The following is a 15,827-nucleotide window of genomic DNA, read 5'->3' on the forward strand; positions in this document are numbered from 1 at the left end:
AGGCTATATAAACGTCGCTCTGCTCCGGCCTTGACAAGTTTCCTTACTTGAGCTAGGGGGCATTTAAGATGATGAAAACAAAAGAAAAACAATAAAAAAAGTGTCAAGTAATTTCAGGACGCGACAACATGTCATGATACTTCGCTCTTGTCTCTGGATTCTAGTTTTGAGACTCGATAGACAAGAGAGCTTATTCTAAATTTGAAGCATTAGTCTCATGGTAGAGCATTATTTCACCGCAGGCATATTTCAACTTTATTTCGCCCAAGACATATTTCACTACAATCTACAATCTGAAATCTAAAATCTAAAACCAACCCTCTACCTCTCCAAAAAAGCTCTTACCGTATCTACCACAGCTTTTGGTTGTTCGGCGTGAAGCCAGTGGCCGGCGTTTTTGATATAGATCAGGTGGTGATTTGGGAAATACTTTTCGATGTCTTCTTTATCCTTTTCTTGAATATATTTAGAATCAGCCCCTCCCATAAACAATGTCGGGTTGTCAAATGAATTATCTTGATCTAAAGCTTTTCCTACTTCCTCTATCTTTTCATTGATTACTTTTAAGTTGATCTTCCATATAAACCCACCCTCTTTGTCTCTGCCCAAACTTTTCAGTAAGAACTGTCTTATGCCAGCTTCGGGAATATGCTTAGACAACTGATCATCTGCTTCTTTTCGTGACTTGATTTGTGCCAAGTCTACTGATATCAACCCTTCCAAAATAGACTGATGATGCACAGGATAGTATCTTGGTGCAATGTCTGCTACGATCAGTTTCTTCACCATGTCAGGATATTTCAAGGCAAAATTCATAACAGTCTTACCTCCCATAGAGTGTCCCATCAAGAATGCCTTGTCAAGCCCCTCATCCTCCATAAGTTCTTTGAGATCTTCTACCATTATATCATAATTCCAATCCTCACTTTGAGGAGAATCTCCATGATTTCGCTGGTCTACAAGGTACAAGGTGTAGTCTTTCTCAAGCTCTTTGGCTATGCTAAACCAATTGTCAGCCGATCCGAAAAGCCCGTGTAGTATGATCAATGGCTCACCAGAGCCGGTTTTTTTAAAGTTTAGTTTCATATAATTGTGTCTTTTACAAAGTCTACGTCTAACCTACTTGTCAAATTTCTAATTGTCTCCTATACATCTGAATGGTGTTTTCTAGACCATAATAAAGTGCATCACATACAAGTGCATGCCCTATAGATACTTCGTCAAGAAAGGGAATATTTTCTTTGAGAAATTTCAAATTATGCAAATCCAAATCATGGCCAGCATTGATCCCCAGTCCAAGTGATCTTGCCAATTCAGCTGCTTTGACGTATGGATTTACTGCTTCCTGTTTGTTCTTTGTAAATTGTACTGCATAAGGTTCAGTATAAAGTTCTACCCTGTCTGTTCCTGTAGTCTTTGCTGGTTCGAAGTATTTTTCTTCTGGGTCAATGAAAATAGAAACCCTTGTGCCATAGCCTTGTAACTCTGCTACCACATCCTTCAAGAATGACTGATGAGTGATTGTATCCCAGCCTGCATTGGAAGTAATGGCTGTAGGTGGATCTGGGACAAGTGTAGCTTGAGCGGGTTTTACCCTTTTGATTAGCTCCATAAACCTTGTATCTGGATAGCCTTCTATATTGAACTCGGTAGTCACTACTTCGCTCAAGTCCAATACATCTTGGTACCTGATATGTCTCTCATCGGGGCGTGGATGCACTGTGATGCCTTGGGCACCAAATCTTTCCGCATCTAATGCTACTTGTACCACATTTGGATTATTAGCACCTCGAGCATTTCTGATAGTGGCTATTTTATTAATATTTACGCTTAACTTGGTCATTTTCCTAGATTAAAAGATAATTTTGTGGCAAATTTACACCTATAACACAAACAACAAGGTAATGAGTTTAAAGCTAAGTGTAGAAAGTGAAATAAAAAAAGCCATGTTGGCTAAAGACAAGGATAGATTGCGCGCTTTGAGAGCAATCAAATCTTTGATTATGCTGGAAGAGACAAAAGGAGGTGCTGCAGCATCTTTATCTGAAGATGATGAGATGAAGTTACTTACCAAAGCAGCTAAGCAGCGTAAAGATTCTGCTGATATTTATCAGCAACAAGGAAGAGAAGATCTGTATGCAGTGGAAGTTGCCGAACTTGAGATCATTTCGGAGTTTTTGCCTAAGCAATTGACTGAAGAAGAGCTTACAGCTGAGCTGAAGCAAATCATAGCAGAGGTAGGTGCTACCAGCGCAAAGGATATGGGCAAAGTGATGGGGGCAGCAAGCAAGGCTCTTGCTGGTAAAGCTGATGGTAAGGCTATTTCAGCCAAAGTAAAAGAACTATTATCCTAAATTGATTTGGCCACACTAGATTTTATCATTCTAATTATTCTTGCTATTGGTGCCTACAGCGGGTACAAGCAAGGCTTGTTTGTTGGAGTGATTTCCATTGTGGCTTTTTTTCTTGCCATTTTGATGGCATTTCAATTGATGGATTGGGGGGCAGAGATGTTGGCTACTCGTGTAGAGAACCTTACATTTCTACTCCCTTTTATTTCATTTTTGATCATTTTTCTAATCGTCTTGCTCAGTGTCAGGGCATTGGGATTGTTGGTCAAAAAAACCATAGACCTCACCATTCTTGGCTCTTTGGATAATGTTGCTGGAGCAATTCTTGGTTTTTTTAAGACAGCCTTCGTTCTTAGTTTGTTGCTATGGGTTGCAAATTCATTCGAGTATGAGCTTTCAGCTAATTGGATACAACAATCGTCTTGTTATGCTTACCTTCAGCCGATAGCTCCAGTTACAATTAACCTCCTTGATGCCTATACGCCAATTGTCAAAGAGGCTGTTACATCTATTCAATTACTAGTAAATTCAGCCACAGATGCTACTCTTGATTGATAATTTTGATTCATTCTCTCACATATTGGCAGATTACATCAAGCAGACTGGGAAATCAATCAGGATAGTCAGAAATGATGTGAGCCTGGATGAACTCACGCAGGGATCCTTTGAAGGGATAATTCTCTCACCAGGTCCTGAAACGCCAGCGAAAGCTGGGAATTTGATGGATATCTTAGCTTATTTTCAAGATAAGTTACCGATGCTAGGGGTATGCTTAGGACACCAAGCAATTGGGGAGTTTTTTGGGGCAAAGTTGGTAAAGGGTCTTAGTCCCGTCCATGGCAAGGTACATAAAGTATTTAAAAAGACTGATCATCCCATTTTTCAGCATATTCCAAAGGAATTTGAAGTAACAAGGTATCATTCACTGATTCTTCAAAACCTTCCTTCATGTATTGAGACATTGCTCACAACTGACCAAGAAGAAATCATGGCGATAGCACACAGAGACCTTCCTATAGTCGGTATTCAATATCATCCAGAGGCTCATTTGACGCAATATGGCTACCAGTTGATAAAGAATTGGGTCGAATTGTTGTAGGAGAGGGGAAGAGAAAATATAGACGAGAATCAAGAGCCAAGACAATAATGTCGCGTTCTTAAATAACGTTAGCTGATAATTGTTGATTTAAAGATGCATAAAGAATTGATCATTTAGCACATTTTGAAAAAATCAAGAATTCTATTTATTTCGTAGAAAATCGGGGTGTAGCGCAGTCTGGTAGCGTACTTGCATGGGGTGCAAGGGGTCGCTGGTTCGAATCCAGTCACTCCGACAACAAGGGAGTTCAATCCCTTCCGAAAGCCTGTAAATCATATGATTTACAGGCTTTTCTGTTTTTTTCGATATCAATACAATACAAGCAATTTCAAGAAAAATGAGAACAATACGGTGAACAAAATATACTTGTATATTTGTTCACTGGAATCGAGTTAAATATATGTAAGTCAGTTTTTTAGCTCATTTATTTTGATCTGTTTTGGTTCTGTTTGAGTGGCCATTTGAGAACAGCTCATCGGAAACGAATACAAACAGTTCTAAAACCTCAAAATTGAAATTGCCATGAGAACGACAAACACCTTCGGAATCCAATTTATTTTACGTATGAATAGGGCCAAAGATGGATTGGCTCCGATCTATGCCCGGATCACTGTTGACAGTGAAAGAAAAGAAATCTCCCTAAAGAGGTGGATTAAGCCCACCGACTGGAACAACAAAAAAGGAATGGCTAGGGGTAGCCGGGAAAAGATCAGGTCTCTTAATCACTATCTTGAAGAGGTAAAAGCCCGGTTGGTGGAATGTTATCAGCAACTGCAAATAAATAAAAAACTGATTTCAGCAGAAGGAATCAAGAACATGTTCCTTGGAACCCAAGACAAAGAACACACCCTTTCCAAACTCATGGAATACCATAACACTAGGTTCAAGGATACACTGGCTTGGGGAACCATGAAGAACTACCACACGACACAGAAATACGTGCTCAAATTCATGAAAGAAGAATATGGGACATCCGATATGTACCTCTCCGAACTTCGCTATAAGTTTATAACTGATTTTGAAGTATATCTTCTTAACCACATCCCTAAAGATCATCAGCGACCTCTAACCAACAATGGAGCCATGAAGCATCTGGAACGCCTTAAAAAAATGGTTGCTTTGGCTGTTAAAATGGAATGGCTGATCAAAGAACCATTTAGTAGATTTAAGTTGAAATTTAATAAGGTAGACAGAGGGTATTTGGAAGCAAGGGAGCTTGAAGCCATCGAACAGAAGGAATTTTCCATAGTTCGTTTGCAGTGGGTCAGGGATTTGTTTGTGTTTAGCTGTTATACAGGTTTGGCTTATGTAGACACAATGAACCTGACCCCTGATAATATTTCAATTGGGATAGATGGTGAATACTGGATTTCCACATGCAGGAAAAAAACCGACAAACCTGTACGGGTTCCTATTCTCCCCAAAGCATGGGAGATTGTAGAAAAATACCGAAGCGACCCAAGGTCGATTGAAAAGGGTACACTATTCCCAGTAATCAGCAACCAAAAGTTAAACAGTTACCTGAAGGAAATAGCAGATTTGTGTGGGATCAACAAGAACCTGACTTTCCACTTGGCCAGACATACTTTTGCCACTACAGTGACTTTACTGAATGGCGTTCCCATCGAAACAGTATGCAAAATGCTTGGCCACACCAAAATCGCCACAACTCAGATTTATGCAAGGGTTGTTGATCAAAAGGTCAGTGAGGATATGAAGTCCTTAAAAGAAACACTTGGTCAAAAGAAAAATTCTCAGACTGGCCTCAATTCGGCTAATGGTTGAACATAAGTCTTTTTAAATTCCAAAGCCCGTGATCTCAAAAATTGATTACGGGCTTTTTTTCACACTTCCAAATCAGGGTGTGAAAAATTTCCTTGCTTTGAAAATACATTTGGAGGCTCAACCAAAAGATAAAGTAATGGCTGTAGAGATCATCACCCAGGAAGATCTGGATAAATTTAGAAGAGAGCTATTGGAGGACATCAAAAGACTCCTTAAGATTATCTCCGGGCAACCTACCAAGAAATGGCTCAAATCATTTGAGGTTAGGAAGCTATTGGGAATCTCTCCCGGAACTTTACAAAACCTGCGGGTAAACGGAACTTTGCCTTACACAAAAGTTGGGGGAGTACTCTATTATGACCAGGATGATATTCAAAAGATGCTACAGGCCAATAAATTTCAGAACCGGGTTTTTCAAGATTCTTGATTTCCTTTAGCAATTCCTTTCTATAGAAAATGCAATAGGATGAAAAAATCAAAATGTGTTAATGAGGGATTTGGCATGGAGATTCCACCACATCTTGAACATGTCAAAATCTATTTTTTGCAAAAGGAGGTATCCCCGGAAGAGGCAGAGATTTTCTTTCACCATCATGAGCGTCTCGAATGGAACACTAAAAAAGGAACTCCTATTAAGAACTGGAAAGCTTTTGCTAATGAGTGGATTTGGAATCTTTTGCATTGAAACCGACCCCTAACTTAAAAAATGGAACTCCTTCTTTTGTAGCGGGAGGCGGAATTATGTCGAACTTTTTCGAGGATATAGAAGCTGTTGCTGAAGCGAAATTTCTATTGGTCTAATTACAGTTTTTTTTAATGCTATCGAAAATGAAAGCACATAGGAAAGAGGTAAAAGTGAAGTTGAAATAATTCGTCACACTATTTTTAAACAAGAGCTAATAAATCACAATTCAAACTACTATTCATTTGAAGATGAGGGGTTGTTATGACCTCATTGTTTGGTCATTATGGAAATTTGGTTGAATGAGGCATTCATTTTTTAAACATACTTACTCGAAAAAGCAATGCAATGTATCCTTGCTCTAAGTAAGTGATGAAAATTCGGTTGATTACTGATGAATTAGGGGTTTGTAATTGGGTAAAGAATAAGGGTTTAGATTTTAATATTAAGCTGATTTTTTGTTAAAATTTTGAATAAAAATTTTTTACTGAAAAAATCTTCTATTTTTTTTCTGGGGGCGTAAGAAATTAAATTTGGGGTTGTTTTTAGACTTAAAATGAAATGATCTATTAGTGGTTCCAAATTCAATAATTTGTATTTGAAAATTTCCTTGTTTAGATCTGTAAAATTCAGCTAGTTAGGAATTTTTCCTGAACAATAAAATACCTAGAACTAGGTATTTTTTAAATACACTTAATTATTAATATTTGTGAAATATCTATTTGATCCAATTAATAGTTTGTCAAATCAATCGATAATAAATCATTGTTTTGTCTGGCTAATGTTTGTTGATGTTGGGTGATCCAGTAGCTACTGATTATACGGTTATTTTAAACATCAACAATTATGGAGCTGATTGACTCTCTTTTTCTTAAAAAGTCCCAAATCTCATGGACCTTGATTTTTTTGGTCATGACTTGGGGCAGTATAGCTGAATGTAAAGCCCAAAGCAAAAACGTAAAATCAGTATTTAACAAATCCCTGTCTTCACCAGACCTTACGAGCTTACCAGTTAAAAAAATCCAATCACTTCAAGAGGTACAAGATCTTGAAAAACTCAAATCAGATTTTTACAGCATAAATGAAAAGTCAAAAGAGCTGAAAAAGCTGCTTTCTGACAGTACCTTTTATGCCCAACATAAGGATAGCATCAATGCGGTAGTTAAGTCACATTTAGAAGATCAACAACAATTAATACAAGAGCAAGCATCGATTCTAAGTGATGGAATCGAACAAAACATTGGGATAAATCAAGATGATTTAATTCCCTCAAATCTCAATGAAATCCATACAGCTTATGATTACAAAGCCCTTAATGAAAAGTTAGATGTTGCTGACCTTGATTTCCAACAGCAGATGAAGGAAATGCTTCCTGAAGTATTTCAGATGGAACAGTTGGAAGGGTTATCTGCTAGAATCTCAGATGTAGACTATGGTAATTATGAATCATACTTAACGGAGGTAACAGAGCTGGAGTCAAAGCTTATGGAAGATGGTAAAACTTCAGTTTTATCTAAAATCAATAGAAAAGCTGGATTTGAGCAAATAGCATACAAGGAGGTGGTTGTGAAGTCGGGAACTTCTAGTAAGTCATCGGCGGAAATGTCAAATTGGAAAATAGGATTTCTCTATAACCTAGCAGAAGGAATCTCATACTCTTCATTGGTTCAGGGTTACTTAGGCATTGGTGTAGTCCAGAACTCCTATTTACTTCTAGGAGGAAGTATGCGTATGGAAAGCAATAATGCATCCGAAGTAAGATCGGGATACGGTGTTAATATAGGGTTTAGACATGAATTGCCAATGGGGTGGTTTGCGCAAGCTACTTATGAAAGAAACAAAGTAAACTTCAAAGGACGAACACCATATGGAGATTTGAATTTTGCTGGAATGGTACATGATGGAGCTCTTGGAATAGGAAAAGTTATAACTCTTAACCAACTCTTAAATTCAGTTTTTACAGGAACATGGAGCCCCTTTTATGACCAAAGTAGCAGCCTTCAAGGTACAAGGTTTAGTATTAGGATAGGGATAGAGTTTTCTTGGTAATGAATATTAGTGATTTCTATAACTAAGAGTTGTATCTAGGTTTTTAACCACGATGGTGGATCTAGAGATAGATAAAGTAAAGAGATATCCAAATAAAATTTGAACGTATAAAAAAATTAAGACATGAAATGTAAGTTTTATTTAATTGTAAATAATAAAGTAATCCTACTAATGCTGTGTATACTAATTTTTGAACTGGGTAAATGTTATTCACAAGAAATTGGAGTCAGTAGTTTCTATAGGTTTAGCCACAATACCCCAAAGCAGAATAGCTTATTAAATGAATTGATTTCAGATGTCAATGAATCTTCTGGCTCATATAATTCAATTATAAGTATCGATAATTTTTCTTTAGATGACTTAAGTTCAGAAATATCTCTGAAGTACAATTCTAGTTCTGTTAAAGTAAATTCAAATTCTTCTGAAATTGGACTAGGTTGGCAAATTTCTAGCCCACCTGTAGTAACTAGAAAAATGAGGGCATTACCAGATGATGGTTATGTTGGTGTTCAGACTGCTATACCATTTTTAAATACTATTAATAATTTTTCATATTCAAATTTAATTCAGGTTAATAATTCGGTAAATTTAGCCCCATATCAGATGATTTCAAACGGTTGCCTAGACACAGAACCAGATATATTTTATTTTTCTACTTCAACTATTACTGCTCAGTTTTCATTTAATTGGGAAGGTAATTTGATCGTTTCTTCAAATGAACAAATCACAATTCATACGTTTAGAAATAATGCATCTGGAATTATTGATAAATTTGAAATTATCGATAACAACGGTGTAAAATATGTTTTAGACCAAAAAAGCTATTCTTCAACCAAGAACTATACTATGTCGTGTATTAATGATATAAGTTATGTGAATTCTTGGTACGTTTCTAAGATTATTGGTTTAAATGGTGAAGAATTATTATATACCTATGAATCAAACTTGATTGATCAACTACTTAGTATTGATGAAATAGTTCATCGTAAAACAATGAATTCGAATTGTTCAGGCAATCAAATTGGAGTATTATCTGGAACTGTAATTAGGACTATTGTAGATGAAAAATTGCTAAAATCAATTGCATTTAAAAGTGATTATAATATTTTGTTGAGCTATGTTTCAGATCGTCAAGATGTTGTTAATCAGGGTGGTGGTAGCTCCAAAAGGTTGTCAAGTATAAAAGTAACAAAAGGAAGCTCAAATGTAGAATTTAAGTTATTTCATGATTATTCTAGTGGCAGACTTACTTTAAAATCACTTGAGAAAATATCTGTACCTCAAAATACTCTGTTGCAAAAATACAAATTTTTTTATCAAAGTGGATCTATACCAAATATTAACTCACGAAATATTGACGAATGGGGATATTATAATGGTTCTTTTAACTCGCATTTAGTCCCAGAAGCAATTATACAGTCATCTAACTCTTTAAGTTATTTCCCAGGTGCAAACAGGAAACCTAACTTTCAATTTTCTAAAATTGGGCTGCTAACAGAAATTGAGAATTCATTTAAAGGTAAAACCATTATTGAATATGAACCAAATACAGTTTCATTTATTCAGAATGAACCAATAATTGAACCTGAAATAACCATTGTTAATAAGTTTGATTCAGTGATGGGGACTTGTGATTACTCAGACTTTTCATGTGGATATTCAGTTAGGGAGATCAGTTTCTCTATCTCTTCAAATAATACCCTAGTTACTTTTAATTACAATTTCCAACAAATACCAAATGGCTTTGGAAATAACAACATGCAAATTCTTGTGAATAGAGTTAGTAATAATCAAAGTATATTAAATTTAAATCCCTTATCTGCTGGGAATAGTCAGCAAATTTTAATGAATGCAGGGTTGTATAAAGCAATTTTAAAATCTTCAAGATTTGATTCAAATTTGCAAACTGGTGATGTGGTTTCTTTAGGCATTTCATATGAAGATAAAGGGAATTTGATAAGGAGAAATAATGAAGTAGGTGGGGCTAGAGTAAAGAAAATAGTAATTAAGGATTTTGATAACAGTAATCTCCAAATTACAAACTATTCATATCTTTATGATGATGGTTTTTCAAGTGGTGTTCTAAATGGGTATAGTTCATTTGTCTATGATAAAGAAAGTTATGTAGTTTTACCAAATAATTTAGAGGTCCCCTGCGACTATACGATAAGATCTGCTTCAAACATATTGCCAATTGAAAGTTATTCAGGTTCACATATTTTATACAGAAAAGTAAAAAAGTTTAATGAAGGTTCTGGAGAAACAGTTAATAGTTTTTTCACTTTCTTTGATTTTGGTTATAACCAAGAACCAAGTTTACCATTTGCTGACCCATTAGTTACTAATTATTACTATGGGAAATTGAAAAATTCCAAATTTTATAAAAACAATCATAATTCGCATTTAATATCTGAAGTTTCATATGAATATGTTGATGATTTTGTTGAATTACCTTTTATAAAAGTTGATACAAGGGGGGGGATATATTCCTCAGCTTTAATGAATAAGTTTTATTTTGCCCTAGGTAAAACAAAATTTGGTATTTCTAAACCAAGGATGATCGTTGAAAAGGATGTAGAAGGAGGTCAAGAATATGTTAAAGCTAAAAGATTTAAGTATATAAACAATTTACATTTTTTAAAGGAATCTAGAGATAGTGTGTCGACATCCATTTTAGTCACTAAATTTAAATATGCTCATGAATTTTCTGGATTAAATTTTCTGACATCAAAAAATTATTTCCCTGTAATTGAGGTTCAAAAAATAAATGAGAATACAATCAGTAACAATAACTTTTTAGATATTTCTTTTTTTCAGTTTTCACAAACCACAAATTCAAAGATTTACTTAAAAGGAATCTATAAATCAGATAAACTAAATACAAAACAACAGTTTTACTCATCCTTGAATGGAACAACCCCAGCTGATCAAGATTTTTATAATACTTTAAATGTGTTAAGCTTTAATCTTCAAGGTAAACCAACAACAGTTTCAAATTTAGGGATTATTGAAAAATACATTTGGGAACCTAGCACTAATGAAATTTTATGTAAAGTTTCAAATATCGAGTTAAATTCTACTATTTCATTTACATCTTTTGAAACTTCAGAAAAAGGGAATTGGACATATTCTGGAATACCAGTTACAAATATTAATTCTAAGACAGGTACGAAATATTATAATTTGAACTCTGGAGCAATCTCTAAAGATGGAATAGGTGCGAGCACATCCTCACCTTATACATTGACATTTTGGGTAAGGAGAGCGTCAGGGTCAGGCGCATGGGATTTTTTAGGTACTTCAGAGAATTTGACCACTGAATGGAAATTGATTCAAAGGACAATTACCTCAAGTTCTATTACTATTTCTGGGACGGGAATTCACGTAGATGAATTAAGGCTTTATCCTCAAAAAGCACAAATGAATACATATACATACCATAACTTTATTGGTTTAACTAGTTCTACAGATCAAAGAAACAATACTATTTACTATGAGTATGATATTTTTGGAAGACTTCAAACAATAAAAAATTCATTCGGAGAGATCATTGAAACGTATGAGTACAAATATAAAGGGACTAACTAATAATAGTATGAAAAGAATGTTTACTGAAATTCTAGTTCTCAAGTTTTTACTTCTATCAGTAATACTTGGGTTTAACTGTGCCATTGCACAAGGTATTAGTTCGTCGTTAGTCGGAGTTTGGAGAATGGATGGGACGAAGACTTTCCAAAGCCTCAAAAGTGAAGATAAGAACAAAATGGATCAGGCGAGTGAAGTACAAAAAAGTACTTTTAATCAATCCTTAGAAAGTAGGGTTTATTTTTTTAATAATGATCAAAGCTTTCAAGCGGAGTGGATATCTAACAACAAACCTCAAAAGATTTCGGGTACTTGGAAATACGATGGGGAGGCTATACTTGAAATAATAGTGAATGGTGAAACCAAAGTTTATAGTGTAGTCTTGGAGGAATCTAGTTTAATGCTTAAACCCCAAGCAATGAGTGGCGGAATGTTGAATCAATTGTTTTTTACTAAAGTAAAATAGCCATGAGAAATATAAGTTTTCTTTCTTTGCTCTTGGTATTTGGGTTAGTCAGGGTAACCATTGGTCAAAATATCACAAATGTTACAATTTCTGGCCCTACTACAACGACTTCTGGGACTAATGTGACCTACAATGCCCAATTTTGGAGTAACTCTCAACAAATTGCTCCTCCTGGATCAGGAGATTACCAGTGGAGCCATTCTGGAGGGACAGAGTTGTTTAATACTCTTACACAAATGCAATTGAATTTTAATACAGCGGGAAGTCATTATGTGGCCTATGATTTTGCTACATTTGATAATTATTTTTCTCCATACATGCCTGTATCGGTTACTGGATCTACAAATTTATGTAATGGGGTAAATGCATCAGCAAACAATGTGTCTAGGGTAGGTCCTGGTACAGTAACGTTGGTTGCCAATGCTGCACCTAGCGGGTTTAGTTACAGGTGGTTTGCTTCTAATCAGACTACAGAGCTTTCTACTAGTCAAAGCTATACCACACCTAGTATCAGTTCCACTACAACTTATTATTTGGCTTACAGAAATAATACCTCTGGCTGTCTAACCACAAAGGTGCCTGTGCAAGCAATAATAACTGCCGCTGCTCCAGATGAAAACTATGTCAAAACCTATACAGCCAAAGTAGCGAGTACAAATCAAACTACCATCAAGACAGGAACTGCCGCACAATCGTATAAGTCAATCACCTATTTTGATGGACTGGGAAGACCAAAGCAGGAAGTTGTACAGCAAGGAGCAGTCAATGGGAGGGATATAGTCAAACCAATAGTTTATGATGCCTATGGCAGGCAAGCAAGAAGCCATCTTCCTTATGCGGAATCAGATGGGATTACCGATGGAAGGTTTAGGACTTCTGGTGTCTCTAGACAGGCTACTTACTATCAAAGCAAATTTTCGGATGCTTATGGTTATACAGAAGCACAGTTCGAACCATCACCTCTGAATAGGGTAGACAAACAGGCTGCTCAGGGAGCATCTTGGCGCATGGGGACAGGCAGGGAAGTGAAGTTTAGCAGACGCCCCAATACCACTGCCGATGCAGTGAGGATCTTTACTATAAATGCAAGTGGTCTTCCCCAAAGCTCGGCGGTATATGCTGCCAACATGCTATGGGTAGAGATTGTGGATGATGAGGACAACAAGCGCACGATGAGTTATACTGATAAGCTGGGTAGGGTAATACTCAAAAAAGTACAGCATACTGCAAGTCCAACAGGAGCAGGTTATACAGGTTGGCTCTGTACCTATTATGTGTATGATGATTTTGGAGATTTGAGGGTTGTTATTCCACCAAGAGCTGTTGAGATCTTGGTTTCAAAAAGTTGGGCTACAGCAAGTACAACAAATACGACCTTAGCAAATGCACAGTATTATAGGTACACCTATGATGGAAGACGTAGGCTTGTCGAAAAAAAGCTGCCTGGCAAAAATACAGAGTTTATTATCTATGATGAACAAAATCGTGTGGTAGCCACACAGGATGGGGTATTGGCTGCAAGTTCGAAGTGGCTTTACAATAAGTATGATGCTTTGGGTAGGGTTATAATGACAGGGATTACGACTCAGACGGGATCAAGAGCTACAGTACAGGCATTGGTGACAGGCAACAACAATGCTGTACTCTCCACAGCAGCTACACCGACAACGACAGGGGGATGGCCAAGTAACCTAGGGGAGATCCTGTCAGCATACTACTATGATAGCTATGCAGGGCTTACCACCTTTAGCTACCTTAAACCATCCAGTCCTTATACCAATTTTCATGATCATGATAGTAACATTCATGGGCTATTGGCGGGAAAAAAAGTAAAGAATTACGCAAGCAATTCGCTACTAACTACCATGTTTTTCTATGATAGCAAAGGAAGAGAGATCCAATCTGTGTCTCAGCATCACTTAAGCAATAGTGTTAGGGTATCTACCAGGTATAATTTTGAAAACAAACCAGAGCAAACACTTTCTCAGTACAATGGGAGTACTTACAATGTATTGAAAACTTGGATATATAATAACAATGGTTCTATAGCTCAGGTCAAGCATAAAGTAAATACAGGAACAGAACACACAATAGTTCAAAACACCTATAGTGAAGTGGGGGAATTGATCAATAAATCAAATCCAGCGACAAGCCTTGGTTATCAATACAATATAAGGGGATGGCTGACCGATATGACAAGTACCGATAGTAGGGTGTTTCATCAGAAACTTTATTATCAAACTGGAGGAGGTGCCAACAGGTGGAATGGTAATATTTCGGCAATAGATTGGAAGGGTGAAGATAACAAGTGGCGAAAGTATAGTTATGTCTATGACAATGCCCAGAGACTAAGCTCAGCAACCTATACTGTTCCAAATACTACGGCAGAGAATGGTAGGTATACTGTCAATGCCATCACCTATGATGCCAACGGGAATATCCTGACCATGAATAGAAGTGGACAGAGAACAACAAGCACCTATGGGGCGGTGGACAATTTGACTTATACCTATGAGTCGAATGCAGACCTGTCGAGCTATTCGAATAGACTACTGAAAGTTGCAGATGGCATAACAACTACGAACTATACCTCAAAGGATTTTAAACCAGTATCTGGAGGGGCAAATTATAGCTATGATGTCAATGGAAACCAAACAGTAAATTCTGACAAGGGAATAACAAGTATCACCTATAATCACCTGAACCTACCCACAGAAATTGTGTTTACAGGTACGAATAGAAGAATTCTGTATGATTATGATGCTGATGGTGTCAAGGTAAGGCAGCGGGTATACACTGGTTCTACGAGCCCTAGTTCCACTACAAATTACATAGGTGAGTTTGTTTTCAATGGTTCAGCCATAGATTACATTCTTCATGAAGAAGGAAGAGTTGTATATGAGACAGGTGGATCATTTTATGAATACAATATCAAGGATCACCTTGGTAATGTCAGACAGGTTATGAGAGTTCCGACAGCCCAAGGATTTATGGCTACTATGGAGGATACCCATGCAGCGGAGGAAGAGGATAACTTCACGATGCTAAGCGAAAGCCGACAGAGTGGGGTGGAACACAATGTGACGGAAGGTGGAAACAAAGTGGCTTGGCTTAATTCCGCTAGGGGAAGGACTCTGGGGCCATCGAGCACCCTACCTTTGGCAGCAGGTGATAGCATAAACCTGAAAGTCTTTGCCAAATACGAAGACCAGAAATCCAGTAAGCTGAACAAGGGAGCATTTGTGGCATCTGGAGCAAAAGACAGGTTGGTGAACGACCTGCTGGAATTCAGCAATGTCACCTCCCGTTCTGGAGGAGTCAATGCGATCACCTTGATAAGCATCATAGATATCATGGCCAAGGACCTACAGAAGCGTGACGCCCCAGAAGCATACATGGGCTATGCCCTATATGATGCAGATAGTAACCTGTATGAGTTTGGCAAGCATGTTTTGAGTAAAAATGCAGCGAATGAACATGAGGTTTTGGAAAATAATCTCTATATTCCGCAGGACGGATACATGGAGACTTTCCTAGTCAATGAAACAGACGAAAACGTATGGTTTGATGACTTTAGTATTATGAGCTTAAGTACGCCAATCGTACAGGAAACGCACTATGATCCTTGGGGATTGGAACTTACTGGACTTGGTTTTCAGGCAAGTGGGATGAAGGTGAATAAGTATCTCTACAACGGCAACGAGATCATAAGAGACCTTAATCTGGAATTATACGACTTCAAGTCAAGACATTACGATCCTGCTATAGGCAGGTTTATAAGCATAGATGTACTTGCCGACCATCCCAATC

12 protein-coding genes and 1 tRNA gene are annotated in these 15,827 nt (G+C 37.0%); 11 read left to right on the forward strand and 2 right to left on the reverse strand.

Going from position 1 to position 15,827, the window contains the following annotated elements; genetic code table 11:
* Positions 1 to 321 precede the first annotated feature (321 nt).
* The gene (locus MM239_RS19175) at positions 322 to 1,086 is read right to left on the reverse strand and encodes an alpha/beta fold hydrolase (protein ID WP_241349946.1); all 765 of its coding nucleotides are present in this window, start codon (positions 1,084 to 1,086) and stop codon (positions 322 to 324) included.
* Between the two features lie 40 nt (positions 1,087 to 1,126).
* Entirely contained in the window at positions 1,127 to 1,843 is a 717-nt protein-coding gene (locus MM239_RS19180) for a pyridoxine 5'-phosphate synthase (protein ID WP_241349947.1), read from the reverse strand.
* 61 nt (positions 1,844 to 1,904) lie between these two features.
* Between MM239_RS19180 and MM239_RS19185 the strand changes: the two genes are divergently transcribed.
* The 11 genes from MM239_RS19185 to MM239_RS19235 all read left to right on the forward strand — a co-directional run.
* Positions 1,905 to 2,354: a GatB/YqeY domain-containing protein gene (locus MM239_RS19185; RefSeq protein ID WP_241349948.1), complete on the forward strand. Its 450-nt coding sequence runs from the start codon at positions 1,905 to 1,907 to the stop codon at positions 2,352 to 2,354.
* A gap of 6 nt (positions 2,355 to 2,360) precedes the next feature.
* Positions 2,361 to 2,906 (forward strand): CvpA family protein, encoded by a 546-nt coding sequence (locus tag MM239_RS19190; RefSeq protein ID WP_241349949.1) that lies wholly within the window; start codon positions 2,361 to 2,363, stop codon positions 2,904 to 2,906.
* Positions 2,890 to 3,450, forward strand: coding sequence for an anthranilate synthase component II (locus tag MM239_RS19195; RefSeq protein WP_241349950.1), 561 nt, complete (start codon positions 2,890 to 2,892; stop codon positions 3,448 to 3,450). The genes MM239_RS19190 and MM239_RS19195 overlap by 17 nt, the downstream gene beginning before the upstream one ends.
* A gap of 161 nt (positions 3,451 to 3,611) precedes the next feature.
* A tRNA-Pro gene (locus MM239_RS19200) sits at positions 3,612 to 3,685 on the forward strand.
* A 287-nt stretch (positions 3,686 to 3,972) separates the two neighbouring features.
* Positions 3,973 to 5,235 carry a site-specific integrase gene (locus MM239_RS19205; RefSeq protein WP_241349951.1) on the forward strand — a complete coding sequence of 421 codons (1,263 nt, stop codon included), beginning with the start codon at positions 3,973 to 3,975 and terminating at the stop codon, positions 5,233 to 5,235.
* A 136-nt stretch (positions 5,236 to 5,371) separates the two neighbouring features.
* Positions 5,372 to 5,662, forward strand: a complete 291-nt coding sequence (locus tag MM239_RS19210; protein WP_241349957.1) for a helix-turn-helix domain-containing protein — start codon at positions 5,372 to 5,374, stop codon at positions 5,660 to 5,662.
* A gap of 39 nt (positions 5,663 to 5,701) precedes the next feature.
* The gene (locus MM239_RS19215) at positions 5,702 to 5,920 is read left to right on the forward strand and encodes a hypothetical protein (RefSeq protein WP_241349952.1); all 219 of its coding nucleotides are present in this window, start codon (positions 5,702 to 5,704) and stop codon (positions 5,918 to 5,920) included.
* A gap of 843 nt (positions 5,921 to 6,763) precedes the next feature.
* The gene (locus tag MM239_RS19220; RefSeq protein WP_241349953.1) at positions 6,764 to 7,966 is read left to right on the forward strand and encodes a hypothetical protein; all 1,203 of its coding nucleotides are present in this window, start codon (positions 6,764 to 6,766) and stop codon (positions 7,964 to 7,966) included.
* Positions 7,967 to 8,089: 123 nt separating this feature from the next.
* Entirely contained in the window at positions 8,090 to 11,554 is a 3,465-nt protein-coding gene (locus MM239_RS19225) for a hypothetical protein (RefSeq protein WP_241349954.1), read from the forward strand.
* A gap of 7 nt (positions 11,555 to 11,561) precedes the next feature.
* Positions 11,562 to 12,017, forward strand: a complete 456-nt coding sequence (locus MM239_RS19230; RefSeq protein WP_241349955.1) for a lipocalin family protein — start codon at positions 11,562 to 11,564, stop codon at positions 12,015 to 12,017.
* A 2-nt stretch (positions 12,018 to 12,019) separates the two neighbouring features.
* Positions 12,020 to 15,827, forward strand: a 3,808-nt coding sequence (locus MM239_RS19235) for a DUF6443 domain-containing protein (RefSeq protein WP_241349956.1), incomplete at its 3' end; no start/stop codon positions are given.

The organism is Belliella filtrata (genome assembly GCF_022549775.1).
GTDB classification, from domain to species: domain Bacteria; phylum Bacteroidota; class Bacteroidia; order Cytophagales; family Cyclobacteriaceae; genus Belliella; species Belliella filtrata.

What these genes read in the sequence shown, in the direction of transcription:
- MM239_RS19175 (WP_241349946.1), bottom strand. Translation starts at nt 1,086, where the DNA reads ATGAAACTAAACTTTAAAAAAACCGGCTCTGGTGAGCCATTGATCATA.
- MM239_RS19180 (WP_241349947.1), bottom strand. Translation starts at nt 1,843, where the DNA reads ATGACCAAGTTAAGCGTAAATATTAATAAAATAGCCACTATCAGAAAT.
- MM239_RS19185 (WP_241349948.1), top strand. Translation starts at nt 1,905, where the DNA reads ATGAGTTTAAAGCTAAGTGTAGAAAGTGAAATAAAAAAAGCCATGTTG.
- MM239_RS19195 (WP_241349950.1), top strand. Translation starts at nt 2,890, where the DNA reads ATGCTACTCTTGATTGATAATTTTGATTCATTCTCTCACATATTGGCA.
- MM239_RS19205 (WP_241349951.1), top strand. Translation starts at nt 3,973, where the DNA reads ATGAGAACGACAAACACCTTCGGAATCCAATTTATTTTACGTATGAAT.
- MM239_RS19210 (WP_241349957.1), top strand. Translation starts at nt 5,372, where the DNA reads ATGGCTGTAGAGATCATCACCCAGGAAGATCTGGATAAATTTAGAAGA.
- MM239_RS19215 (WP_241349952.1), top strand. Translation starts at nt 5,702, where the DNA reads ATGAAAAAATCAAAATGTGTTAATGAGGGATTTGGCATGGAGATTCCA.
- MM239_RS19220 (WP_241349953.1), top strand. Translation starts at nt 6,764, where the DNA reads ATGGAGCTGATTGACTCTCTTTTTCTTAAAAAGTCCCAAATCTCATGG.
- MM239_RS19225 (WP_241349954.1), top strand. Translation starts at nt 8,090, where the DNA reads ATGAAATGTAAGTTTTATTTAATTGTAAATAATAAAGTAATCCTACTA.
- MM239_RS19230 (WP_241349955.1), top strand. Translation starts at nt 11,562, where the DNA reads ATGAAAAGAATGTTTACTGAAATTCTAGTTCTCAAGTTTTTACTTCTA.